Origin of the sequence: Streptomyces sp. NPDC002619 (assembly GCF_042889305.1) — a bacterium.
GTDB lineage: Bacteria > Actinomycetota > Actinomycetes > Streptomycetales > Streptomycetaceae > Streptomyces.
On record NZ_JBIAQV010000002.1, the window covers coordinates 38,802 to 50,431 of the forward strand.

Annotated in this window: 9 protein-coding genes and 1 pseudogene; 3 read left to right on the top strand and 7 right to left on the bottom strand. The window is 73.0% G+C overall.

Going from position 1 to position 11,630, the window contains the following annotated elements; genetic code table 11:
• Positions 1 to 2: 2 nt before the first annotated feature.
• From ACFYXB_RS04290 to ACFYXB_RS04300, 3 genes are all read right to left on the bottom strand, one after another.
• Positions 3 to 1,733, bottom strand: a complete 1,731-nt coding sequence (locus ACFYXB_RS04290; protein ID WP_389577526.1) for an L-aspartate oxidase — start codon at positions 1,731 to 1,733, stop codon at positions 3 to 5.
• Positions 1,730 to 2,731, bottom strand: coding sequence for a pantoate--beta-alanine ligase (gene panC, locus ACFYXB_RS04295; protein WP_389577528.1), 1,002 nt, complete (start codon positions 2,729 to 2,731; stop codon positions 1,730 to 1,732). The genes ACFYXB_RS04290 and panC overlap by 4 nt, the downstream gene beginning before the upstream one ends.
• 391 nt (positions 2,732 to 3,122) lie before the next feature.
• Entirely contained in the window at positions 3,123 to 4,070 is a 948-nt protein-coding gene (locus tag ACFYXB_RS04300) for a Rossmann-like and DUF2520 domain-containing protein (protein ID WP_389577531.1), read from the bottom strand.
• Positions 4,071 to 4,250: 180 nt separating this feature from the next.
• Here ACFYXB_RS04300 and ACFYXB_RS04305 point away from each other — a divergent pair, with 180 nt between their 5' ends.
• A complete protein-coding gene (locus tag ACFYXB_RS04305) occupies positions 4,251 to 5,438 on the top strand; it encodes a threonine aldolase family protein (RefSeq protein ID WP_389577533.1) in 1,188 nt (395 codons plus the stop codon).
• A 49-nt stretch (positions 5,439 to 5,487) separates the two neighbouring features.
• Here ACFYXB_RS04305 and ACFYXB_RS04310 read toward each other — a convergent pair.
• A pseudogene (locus ACFYXB_RS04310) lies at positions 5,488 to 5,676 on the bottom strand (hypothetical protein); the annotation flags it as partial.
• A gap of 183 nt (positions 5,677 to 5,859) precedes the next feature.
• On the opposite strand from ACFYXB_RS04310, the gene ACFYXB_RS04315 reads away from it, so the two are divergent.
• The gene (locus ACFYXB_RS04315) at positions 5,860 to 6,960 is read left to right on the top strand and encodes a DUF5937 family protein (RefSeq protein ID WP_389577535.1); all 1,101 of its coding nucleotides are present in this window, start codon (positions 5,860 to 5,862) and stop codon (positions 6,958 to 6,960) included.
• 33 nt (positions 6,961 to 6,993) lie between these two features.
• Here the strand turns inward: ACFYXB_RS04315 and ACFYXB_RS04320 are convergent, their stop codons facing one another.
• Both ACFYXB_RS04320 and ACFYXB_RS04325 read right to left on the bottom strand, forming a co-directional pair.
• On the bottom strand, positions 6,994 to 7,665 hold the full coding sequence (locus tag ACFYXB_RS04320; protein WP_351350055.1) for a response regulator transcription factor: 672 nt from the start codon (positions 7,663 to 7,665) through the stop codon (positions 6,994 to 6,996).
• 69 nt (positions 7,666 to 7,734) lie between these two features.
• The gene (locus ACFYXB_RS04325) at positions 7,735 to 8,940 is read right to left on the bottom strand and encodes a sensor histidine kinase (RefSeq protein WP_388499792.1); all 1,206 of its coding nucleotides are present in this window, start codon (positions 8,938 to 8,940) and stop codon (positions 7,735 to 7,737) included.
• A 118-nt stretch (positions 8,941 to 9,058) separates the two neighbouring features.
• Between ACFYXB_RS04325 and ACFYXB_RS04330 the strand changes: the two genes are divergently transcribed.
• Positions 9,059 to 10,435, top strand: a complete 1,377-nt coding sequence (locus ACFYXB_RS04330) for an SAM-dependent methyltransferase (protein ID WP_389577539.1) — start codon at positions 9,059 to 9,061, stop codon at positions 10,433 to 10,435.
• 12 nt (positions 10,436 to 10,447) lie between these two features.
• Here the strand turns inward: ACFYXB_RS04330 and ACFYXB_RS04335 are convergent, their stop codons facing one another.
• Complete coding sequence (locus tag ACFYXB_RS04335; protein ID WP_389577542.1) at positions 10,448 to 11,599, bottom strand: NADH-quinone oxidoreductase subunit D; 1,152 nt, start codon at positions 11,597 to 11,599, stop codon at positions 10,448 to 10,450.
• Positions 11,600 to 11,630: the final 31 nt, after the last annotated feature.

Genomic DNA, 11,630 nt, shown 5'->3' on the forward strand with positions numbered 1-11,630 from the left:
GGTCACTGCTCCTGGGGACGCTGGGGCTTGCGGTTGGGCCGGGTCGGGGGGAAGTCTGCGGTGTCGGTGGTGTGTACGGCCAGCGTCCGGTCCGGATTCAGCCGTACGACGATGTGGCGCCGCCAGTGCGTGTCGTCGCGCTCGGCGTGGTCCTCGCGCCAGTGGCAGCCTCGGGTCTCCTCGCGCTGCCGGGCCGCGGCGACCAGGACGCGCGCGACGCACAGGAGGTTGGTGGCCTCCCAGGTGTCGACGCCGGGTTCGGCGGTCTTGCCGTTCTCGTCGAGAGCGTCGCGTGCCTCGGTGTGCAGCCGCTGGAGCTGGTCCGCGGCCTTGGCCAGGGACTCGTCCGAGCGGAGCACACCGGCGCCCTCGGTCATGATCCGCTGGATCGCGAACCGGGCCTCGGGGGCGAGCAGTGGGTGCGCGGGCTTCTCGGGGTGGGCCACCGGCTCGGGAACGCGCGCGTGGAGGCGGTCCTCCGCGTGGCGCGCGGCGATGTCGGCGGCGATGCGCTCGGCGTAGACCAAGCCCTCGAGGAGGGAGTTGGAGGCGAGCCGGTTGGCGCCGTGCACGCCGGTGCAGGCGACCTCGCCGCACGCGTACAGGCCCGGAACGGTCGTACGGCCCTGGGCGTCGGTACGGACGCCGCCGGAGGCGTAGTGGGCGGCCGGGGCGATCGGGATGGGCTCGGTGACGGGGTCGATGCCGTGGGCGCGGCAGGCCGCCAGGATGGTCGGGAAACGGTGCTCCCACATCTCGGCGCCGAAGTGCCGGGCGTCGAGGAACATGTGCTCGGCGTCCTGCTCCTGCATGCGGCGCATGATGGCCTTGGCGACGATGTCCCGGGGCGCCAGCTCGGCCAGTTCGTGCTGCCCCACCATGAAGCGCACGCCGTCGGCGTCGACCAGGTGGGCGCCCTCGCCGCGCACGGCCTCGGAGACCAGCGGCTGCTGGCCCTCCGCGTCCGGGCCGAGGAACAGCACGGTCGGGTGGAACTGCACGAACTCCAGGTCGGAGACCTCCGCGCCCGCGCGCAGGGCGAGCGCCACGCCGTCGCCGGTGGACACCGACGGGTTGGTGGTCGCGGAGAACACCTGCCCCATGCCGCCGGTCGCGAGCACGACCGCGGGGGCGTGCACGGCGCCCACGCCGTCGTGCTGGCCCTCGCCCATGACGTGCAGGCTCACGCCCGCGGTACGGCCGTCGGCGTCCGTCAGCAGGTCCAGCACGAGCGCGTTCTCGATCATGCGCACGCCACGCGCGCGTGCGGCCTCGACGAGGGCGCGAGAGATCTCGGCACCGGTCGCGTCGCCGCCGGCGTGCACGATACGGCGGCGATGGTGGCCGCCCTCGCGCGTGAGCTCCAGTTCGCCCTCGGTGGACTCGTCGAAGTGCGCACCGGTCTCGATGAGCCGCCGTACGGCGTCGGGTCCCTCGGTGACGAGGATCCTTACGGCCTCCTCGTCGCACAGGCCCGCGCCCGCCACCAGGGTGTCGTCGAGGTGCTGCTCGGGGGTGTCGCCCTCGCCGAGGGCCGCGGCGACGCCGCCCTGTGCCCACCGCGTGGAGCCGTCGTCGAGGCGGGCCTTGGTGACCACGACCGTCCTCAGGCCCGCGGCCTCGCAGCGCAGGGCCGCGGTGAGGCCGGCGACACCGGAGCCGACGACGACCACGTCAGCGGCGATGGACCACCCCGGCGCGGGTGCGTGCAGTCGTATGCCTGTGCTGGTCACGAGGCGGCTCCGAAGGATCCGAAGGTGAGGGGGATGTTGTCGATCAGCCGAGTCGTCCCGACCCGCGCGGCGACGGCGAGCACGGCCTCGCCGGTGAAACCGTCCTCGATCTCGGTGAAGTCGGACGGGTCGACCAGGGCCAGGTAGTCCAGTTCCAGCGGCGGGTCGAACCGGGCACCCTCGTCCAGGACGAGCCGGGCCGCGGCGCGGACGGCCGCCGGACCGCCGGGCGCGGCCTTCGCCACCGCGTGGGCGTCGGCGGCCGCGCGGGACTCCCCTATGGCGCTGAGCGCCTCGGCACGCGCACGCGTGGCGGGCACCTCGCGGGCACGCGCGCGCAGCGCCTCCTGCGCGGCGTGCCGGTCGCGGCCCGCGAACAGGGCCCGGGACAGGGTGATGGCGGTACGCCGCTCGTCGACCGACAGATAGCGGTTGCGACTGGACAGGGCCACGCCGTCGGCCTCGCGCACCGTCGGTACGGCGACGATCTCGACGCCGAAGTTCAGGTCCCGCACCATGCGTCGGATCAGGGCCAGCTGTTGGGCGTCCTTCTGGCCGAACAGAGCCGCGTCGGGGCGGGTGAGGTGGAGCAGCTTGGCGACGACGGTGAGCACGCCGTCAAAGTGCCCGGGGCGCGACGCACCCTCCAGGCGCTCACCCATGGGCCCGGCGGAGATCCGCACCTGAGGCTGACCGCCGGGGTAGACCTCGTCCACGGAGGGCGCGAACACGGCGTCCGCGCCGGACTGTTCGGCGATCTTCAGGTCCGCTTCGAGGGTGCGCGGATAGCGGTCGAGGTCCTCGCCCGCGCCGAACTGCAAAGGGTTCACGAAGACGGTCACGACGACCTCGCCGTCGGGCCCCGCGATCTCGCGCGCGGTACGGATCAGCGTGGCGTGGCCCTCGTGCAGGGCCCCCATGGTCATCACGACGGCCCGGCGGCCACGGCGCACACGCGCGTGCAGTTCGTCGGCGGTGCTCAGCAGGGCGGTGGTCATCGGTCGTCTCCGTTCTGGGGCACACGCGTCGCGGGGCGGCCCTTCTGGGGCACGCTCACCGTGCGGCGGGCCGCTTCGGGCAGGCACGTGGTCCGGCGGCCGTTCTCGGGCATGCGCACCGTGCGGCGGCCCCTCTCGGGCACGCACGTCGATCGGTGGCCCATCGCGGGCACGCACGTGGTTCTGCGACCTTCCTCGGGCACGCGCACCATGCGCCGGCCCCCTTCGGGCACACGCGTGGTCCGGCGGCCGTTCTCCAGCCCGCAGGTGGTCCTGCAACCGCCCTCCGGCACGCGCACCATGCGCCGGCCCCCTTCGGGCACACGCGTGGTTGCGTGGCCCTCCCTCGCGGCCCGGAGTCCGGCCCGCGTCATCGCGTGTCCTGCCCCGTTCATCGGTCGTCTCCGTCGATGCCGCCCGCGAGGGGGTCTCCGTCGCCGCCGCCCGCGAGCACTCCGAGGAGGTCCTCGGCCAGCTCCGGCTTCAGAAGTCCGTGGGCGAGGGCCCGGTCCGCGGTCGCGCGGGCCATCGCCAGATAGCCTGCGAGGGTCTGCGGGGAGTGCTCGCGCAGCTCGCGCACGTGCGCGGCGACCGTACCGGCGTCCCCGCGCGCGACGGGCCCGGTCAGCGCCGCGTCACCGGAGCGCAGGGCGTTGTCCAGGGCCGCGCCGAGCAGCGGGCCGAGCATCCGGTCGGGGGCCTCGACACCGGCTGCGCGCAGCAGCTCCATGGACTGGGCCACCAAAGTCACCAGGTGGTTGGAGCCGAGGGCGAGGGCCGCGTGGTAGAGCGGGCGGTTCTCCTCGGCGATCCACTCCGGCTCGCCGCCCATCTCGATGACGAGCGCCTCGGCGGCCAGCCTCAGTTCGTCGGGCGCGGTGACGCCGAACGAGCAGCCGGCGAGCCGCTGGACGTCCACCGGGGTGCCGGTGAAGGTCATCGCCGGGTGCAGGGCCAGCGGCAGCGCGCCCGCGCGCAGAGCCGGGTCCAGTACCTTCGCGCCGTACCGCCCGGAGGTGTGCACGAGCAGCTGTCCCGGCCGTACAGCGCCGGTCTCGGCGAGGCCCGTCACCAGGCCGGGCAGGGTGTCGTCGGGGACGGTGAGCAGCACCAGGTCGGCGCGCCGGAGAACCTCGGCGGGCGCGACGAGGGGCACGTCGGGCAGCAGGAGCGCGGCGCGCCGCCGGGAGGCGTCGGAGACCCCGGAGACGGCCACCGGACGGTGCCCGGCGAGCTGGAGGGACGCGGCCAGCGCGGGGCCCACGCGGCCGGCGCCGACGACGCCGACGGCGAGCCGCGCGGGGCGGTCCTTGAGTTCTGGCTGCTGGTCTGTACTCACGCGACGGAGGCCTTCCCGTTCCAGTCCGCTCTGGGTACCGGACGATTTCTCGTCATGTTAACGCGATCGGGTCGGGGGCCGGTCGGTTGTCCACAGGCTGTGACTTCCGGTCGTACCGTCGTACCGCGCCTGTGGAATCTGGGATGCCCAAGGGCGACCGGGCACGGCATGATCCGGTGCATGAGCGACGAGGCTGAGCACGGCGAAGAGCGGTCGGCAGAAGAGCGGACGGCACCGGAGCGGATGCGGGAGCGCCGGGCGGCCGCCCACCGGCAGGCCCGGCGCGTCCTGTCGCGCTCGGGCTTCCGCAACACAATCCGGGAACGGCTCGCGCTGCTCCAGGAGGCGGGCCCCCAGGTGTACGACCTGGACGAGCCCGCGGACATGTACGGCGACCGGATCGTGGCCGCCCTGGAGGAGCGCGTCGCCATGCTGCTCGGCACGGAGGCCGCCGCGTTCTTCCCTACCGGCACGATGGCCCAGCAGGTCGCCCTGCGCTGCTGGGCGGCCCGCACCGGGAACCCCACGGTCGCCCTGCACCCGCTGGCCCACCCCGAGGTGCACGAACGGAACGCGCTCAGCCAGGTCAGCGGCCTGCGCCCGGTCCGTGTGACCAATGAGCCCCGGCTTCCCACGGCCGACGAGGTGCGCGACCTCACGGAGCCCTTCGGGACGCTGATGCTCGAACTGCCCCTCAGGGACGCCGGTTTCGTGCTGCCCACCTGGAAGGAGCTGTGCGAGACCGTCGCCGCCGCACGGGAGCGCGACGCGGTAGTCCACTTGGACGGCGCGCGCCTGTGGGAGTCCACGGTGCACTTCGACCGCCGCCTCGACGCGATCGCGGATCTGGCGGACAGCGTCTACGTGTCGTTCTACAAGTCTTTGGACGGCTTCGGCGGCGCCGCGCTGGCCGGCCCGCGGACCCTGGTGGAGGACGCGAAGACCTGGCGGCACCGGTACGGCGGCATGATGTTCCAGCAGTTCCCGACCGTGCTGTCGGCCCTCGTCGGGCTGGAGCGGGAGCTGCCCCGGCTGCCGGGGTACGTGCGTCACGCGCGCGTGGTGGCCGCCGCGCTGCGCGAGGGGTTCGCCGAGGCCGGGGTGCCATGGGCGCGCGTCCACCCCGAGGAGCCGCACACGCACCAGTTCCAGGTCTGGCTGCCGTACGACGCGGACGTACTGGCGGAGACGGCCGTGCGCCAGGCCGAGGAGACCTCGGTGCTTCTCTTCGCGGCCGGCTGGCAGTCGACCGGCCCCGGCATCTCGCTCACCGAGGTCACCGTCGTCGAGGCCGGTCTGGAGTGGACGGCGGACGACGTGAAGGAGGCCGTCGCCGAGTTCGTGGCGCGACTGCCTCAGCGGGACTGACCGGGCGCCGGGGTGCCTCGGAGAGGCTTCTTACGATGCGCGCGGGGGGCAGCCGGCGGCTCAGGGCGAGCCATAGGCGGCCGTGAGCCGGGAGTCCCGCCAGGACGGCGCGGAACCGGCGGTACTCGCGCAGCTCGCGCACCAGGCGTGCGTCCCCGGTGCCGGGCGCGGGCGGGGCGGGCTCGCCGTGCTGGCCGGCGCGATAGGTGTCCAGGAGGTACTGCTGGGTGACGTTCATGGCGGATCGCCTTCTCGGGACGTACGCGCGACGCACTCGCGACGTACTCGGGATGTGGATGATCGGGCTCCGCGGCTGCCCCGGTGGCCCCAGCCTGCGCCGCCACAACGACGAAGTCGCGTCGATTGACGGCCGCCGTCAATCGGCGACGGCGTTGTCAGTGGCGGCGTGCACCATGGGGGCATGAGCGTGCGCATCGACATCGCGGGGCTGCGGCCGGAGAGGGTCGCCGTCGTGCCCTCGCCCCTGGCCGAGCTCGGCATGGCGCTGCACGCGCTGTCGGAGCCAGGACACCACCCGGGCCTGCAGGGCTGGGTGACCGGCGTGACCGCCCGCCTGGACTCGCACCTGGCCGACCGCATGTGCGAGGCGGACTTCCTGTGGCGGACGACGTACTCGGACCTCTTCCTGCCGTACGCGGGCATCCCCGGCGCCCTTCCCGCAGCCACGCTCGCCGAGGAACTGGACCTGCTGGACAAGCTGACGGACGAACAGTTCGTGGACGCGGCGCTGGAGTTCACGTGCGCGCCCGCCTATGACTCGAAGGTCCCGGACATCCTGTCCGACGCCACCACCCGGCGCCGGGTCCTGGAGGTGGCCGCCGCGCGCGGCCCGCGCCAGGTGCGGTTCACCCGGCGGCTGATCGCCGACCCGCCGAGCGTCCGCGCGTGGGTACGACGGTTTCTGGAGGACTGCGACGAGGCGGTCTTCGCCGACACCTGGCCGCGGCTGCGCCATCAGCTCGCCGCGGACGCCCGGCACAAGACCGAGCTGCTGCGGCACAAGGGGCTGGCCGAGGCACTCGCCGCGGTCTCGCCCGCCGTGGCACTCGACGAGGCGGCCGGGCTGATCACCGTGGACAAGCTGAGCGAGGGCCGCGCCGTCACCACCGGCGGCAGCCTCCTCCTGGTCCCGACGAGCCTGGGCTGGCCGCATCTCAACGTGCTGTACCGGTACGGCTGGCAGCCGGTCCTGCACTACCCCGTGGGCTCCCCTGAGCTGGCCTCGCCGCCGTCGGTCGAGCAGCTCACGCTGCGGATGGCGGCCCTGTCCCACCCGGTCCGGATGCGGATATGCCGCCATCTGGCGCGCAGCGCCTACACCACCGGCGAGTTGGCACAGGTCCACGGCCTGACCGCACCCGAGGTGTCCCGGCACCTCGGCGTGCTGAAGAAGGCGGGCCTGGTCTCCACCCGCCGCCGCGGCCGATATGTGCTGCACCAGTTGGACGTCACGGTCGTCGCCCGGCTGGGCAGCGACTTCCTGGAGGGCATCCTCCGATAGCCGGTCCGGTCAGCAGGCATGCCGGTTCACCGGTCAGCCGTGTCCGCCGGCCCGCACCAGACCCGTCTCGTAGGCCAGGACCACGACCTGCACCCGGTCCCGCAGGCCCAGCTTGGTCAGGATGCGGCCGACGTGGGTCTTCACCGTCGCCTCGGACAGCACCAGTCGGGCCGCGATCTCACCGTTCGACAGGCCCTGGGCGACCAGGATCATGACCTCGCGCTCGCGGTCGGTCAGCCGCTCCAGTTCCTTGTGCCGGGGCTCCTTGCCGGTGGCAGGCAGCATCGGCGCGAAGCGGTCGAGAAGGCGCCGGGTGGTGGAGGGGGCGACAACGGCGTCGCCGCTGTGCACGGAGCGGATGGCGGCCAGCAGCTCACCTGGCGGCACGTCCTTGAGCATGAAGCCGGAGGCGCCCGCCTTCAGCCCGGAGAACGCGTACTCGTCGAGGTCGAACGTGGTCAGGATCAGCACCTTCGGCGGGTCGGGCTCCGCGCAGATGCGGCGGGTGGTCTCGACGCCGTCCAGCTTCGGCATGCGGACGTCCATGAGGACGACGTCGACGGCCGTCTCGCGCAGCACCTGCAGCGCCTCGACGCCGTCGCCCGCTTCCGCGACGACCTCCATGTCCGGCTGGGCGGCGAGCACCATCCGGAACCCGGTGCGCAGCAGCACCTGGTCGTCGACGAGCATCACGCGGATCGTCATCGGGGCCTCTTCCGTGGTTGTTGCCGTTGGTGGGAGCGTGACAGGTGCCAACAGGGGCGTACGACGGCGTCAGTGCGCCGGTTTGAGCGGAAGCAGGACGCTGATGCGGAATCCTCCGCCCGGGCGGGGGCCGGCGTCGAGGGTGCCGCCGACCATGCCGACCCGCTCGCGCATGCCGATGAGGCCGTGGCCCTGACCGTCGACGCCGCCCTCCTCGTACATCTCGTGCGGGGCGCCCTTGCCGTCGTCCTCGACGAGCAGACCGAGCCCGTCGTCGAAGTAGACGAGGCGCACGCTGGCCCCGGCGTTGGGCCCGCCGTGCTTGCGCGTGTTGGTCAGTGCCTCCTGCACGATGCGGTACGCGGTCAGCTCGACGCCGCTGGGCAGCGGGCGCGGGGTGCCCTCGACCTTGAAGTCGACGGGCAGGCCGGAGCTGCGGCACTGCTCCACCAGCTCGTCGATCTGCTCGACGTCCGGCTGCGGGACGTATTCGCCGACCTCCTTGTGTTCGCCGGTGCGCAGGACGCCCAGCAGGCGGCGCATCTCGGCGAGGGCCTGGCGGCCGGTGGAGGAGATCGTCTCCAGGGCCTTCTTGGCCTGGTCGGGCGCGGAGTCGAGGACATAGGCGGCGCCGTCGGCCTGCACGACCATCACCGACACGTTGTGCGCGACCACATCGTGCAGCTCGCGCGCGATCCGGGCGCGCTCGGCGGCGACCGCGACCTTGGCCTGTGCCTCACGCTCCTTCTCCAGCCGGGCGGCGCGCTCCTCCAACTGCTCGAAGTAGGCGCGGCGCGTGCGCACGGAGTCGCCGAGCACCCAGGCGAGGGCGAACGGCACCGTCTGGAATACGGCTATCGCGATGTTGCCCAGGACGCTCGAGTGCCCCTGCGGCCAGCGGATCTGCGCCAGGGGCGCGGCACACAGTCCGGCGATCAGGGCGAAGCGTGAGGCCCAGTGCGCGCCGAGCGCCGCCACCGTGTAGACGATCACCAGCATCGCGAAGTCTGCGACCGTCGTCTCGACGTCCAGAACCAGCTGTACCAGTCCTGTCGCGGCGGCCAGCAGCAGCATCTTCTCCGGCATACGCCGGCGCAGCGCGATGACCAGGCACATCACGGCCGAGACGGCGATCGCCGCCCCCAGGCTTCCGTGACGGTCCGGCGCCCCGTTGACGCTGGAGACGCTCACACCGGCGATTCCGAGCAGGACGACGGCCCAGAAGGTGTCGACCCATGTCGGGTGCCTGCGGAGGAAGTCATAGAGACGCTGCACGTAACCCAGAGTAGGGATACGCGATGTGTGCAGGGGTCAACCGGAGGGCCGATCCGCACCCGACGCGCATACTCCGCAAGGTGGAGGCCGTGATCACCTGTGCGCCTAGTCTGTTGCGGTGACGGACGAGACAGCGGACGGGGCCGGCCGCGATGCGCGGGACACGGAGGGCGGGGCCACGCGCGTGTGGCGCGGCTGGCGGGCGGCCACCGAGGCGGCCCTCTACGGTCCCGGCGGCTTCTACCGCCGCCCCGAGGGCCCTGCCGGCCACTTCCGTACGTCCGTCCACGCCTCACCGCTCTTCGCCGACGCCGTCGCACGGCTGCTGTGCCGGGTCGACGAGGCGTTGGGGCGGCCGGAGCGGCTGGACTTCGTCGACATGGGCGCCGGGCGGGGCGAACTGGTCACCGGCGTCCTCGCCGCGCTTCCCGCCGACGTGGCCACGCGCGCGCGTGCATACGCCGTGGACCTCGCCGAGCGCCCCGTCGGCCTCGACGACCGGATCACCTGGCTGAGCGAGCCCCCTCAGCAGATCACCGGCCTCCTGTTCGCCAACGAGTGGCTCGACGACGTACCGGTGGAGGTTGCCGAGGTGGACTCCACGGGCGTGCCCCGGCTGGTGCTCGTACGGGACGGCGGGGCCGAGCGTCTCGGCGCACCGGTGTCGGGTCCGGAGGCGGAGTGGCTCGCACGCTGGTGGCCACTGCCACCCGAGGAGGGCCTGCGCGCGGAGATCGGCCTGCCCAGGGACCAGGCATGGGCATCCGCGGTCGCACGCGTCGCGCGAGGAGCGGCAGTGGCGGTCGACTACGCCCACACGTCCGACACCCGCCCCCCGTTCGGCACGCTCACCGGTTTCGTGGAGGGCCACGAGACGACTCCCGTCCCGGACGGGTCATGCGACATCACGGCACATGTGGCACTGGACGCGTGCGCGGCACTGGGAGGAAGCGGTGCGCTCGGAGGGGGCGCGGGGCAGGAGGAAGGCACCGGTCGGGAGGCATGCGCGGCGCGGGACGGGGGCGCGGCGCAAGACGCACGCGCCGGGCTGGACTCGGGCTCGGGCTCGGGCTCGGCGCGCGATACCGGCGCGCGGCCGGAGGCGAGCGCCGTGCCGGAGGCGAGCACGGCGCGGGACAGAGGCGCGCGGCAAGACGCGCACGCCGGGCGGGGCACGGGTCCGGTGCGGGACGGGGGCGCGGTGTTGGGGTCGGGGTCGGGCGCCGGTCCGGGCGCGCGTGCGGCGCGCGGGGCGGCGCGCTCGTTGCCTCGCGCGCGGTTGCTGGTGCAGCGCGACGTTCTGCGCGCCCTGGGCATCGCAGGCGTGCGCCCCCCGCTCGCGCTCGCCTCCACAAATCCCTCGGAGTACGTGCGCGCCCTCGCGCGCGCCGGCGAGGCCGCCGAGCTCACCGCACCGGGCGGGCTCGGAGACTTCGGCTGGCTGGTGCAGCGGGTTGGAATCCCGGACCCACTCGACGCGACCGGCCCCGCCTGACCTGCCCGGCGGCTACTTGTCGATGTCGCCGACCACGAAGAACATCGACCCCAGGATCGCCACCATGTCCGCGACCAGCGTCCCGGGCAGCAGCTCGGTCAGGACCTGGATGTTGTTGTACGAGGCCGAGCGCAGCTTCAGCCGGTACGGCGTCTTCTCGCCCTTGCTGACGAGGTAGTAGCCGTTGATGCCGAGGGGATTCTCGGTCCACGCGTACGTGTGTCCCTCGGGTGCCTTCAGGACCTTCGGGAGCCGCTGGTTGATGGGTCCGGGCGGCAGTTCGGCGAGCCGGTCGAGGCAGGCGTCGGCCAGTTCCAGGGCGTTGTGTGTCTGCGCCAGGAGGCACTCGAAACGGGCGAGACAGTCACCTTCCTCGCGCGTGATCACCCGCAGGGTGTCCTGCAGTTCCCCGTAGGCCAGATAGGGCTCGTCGCGGCGGAGGTCGAAGTCGACGCCCGAGGCGCGCGCTACGGGCCCGCTCACGCCGTACGCGTGCACGGCCTCCGGCGCGAGCGACCCCACGCCCCGCGTGCGCCCCCGGAAGATCTCGTTGCCGAGGACCAGGTCGTCGTAGACGTCCAGGCGCGAGCGCACGGCGGCGACGGCGCCACGCGCGCGTGAGGCCCAGCCGGCGGGCAGGTCCTCCTTGAGGCCGCCGACGCGGTTGAACATGTAGTGCATGCGTCCGCCGGAGACCTCCTCCATGACGTTCTGGAGCACCTCGCGCTCCCGGAACGCGTAGAAGACCGGGGTGATGCCGCCCAGCTCCAGCGGATACGACCCGAGGAACATCAGGTGGTTCAGCACCCGGTTCAGCTCGGCGAGCAGCGTGCGTGTCCACACCGCGCGCTCGGGGACCTCCATGCCGAGCATCCGCTCCACGGCGAGGACCACGCCGAGCTCGTTGGAGAAGGCCGACAGCCAGTCGTGGCGGTTGGCGAGCATGATGATCTGCCGGTAGTCGCGCGCCTCGAAGAGCTTCTCCGCGCCCCGGTGCATGTAGCCGATCACCGGTTCCGCGTGCACGATGCGCTCGCCGTCCAGCACGAGCCGCAGCCGCAGCACCCCGTGCGTGGAGGGGTGCTGCGGGCCGATGTTGAGCACCATGTCGGTGCTCTCCGCGGCACCGCCGATCCCGACCGTGGTCTCCGTCGTAGGAGTCATGAACACAGTCTCCCCTACGTACGCTGACCGT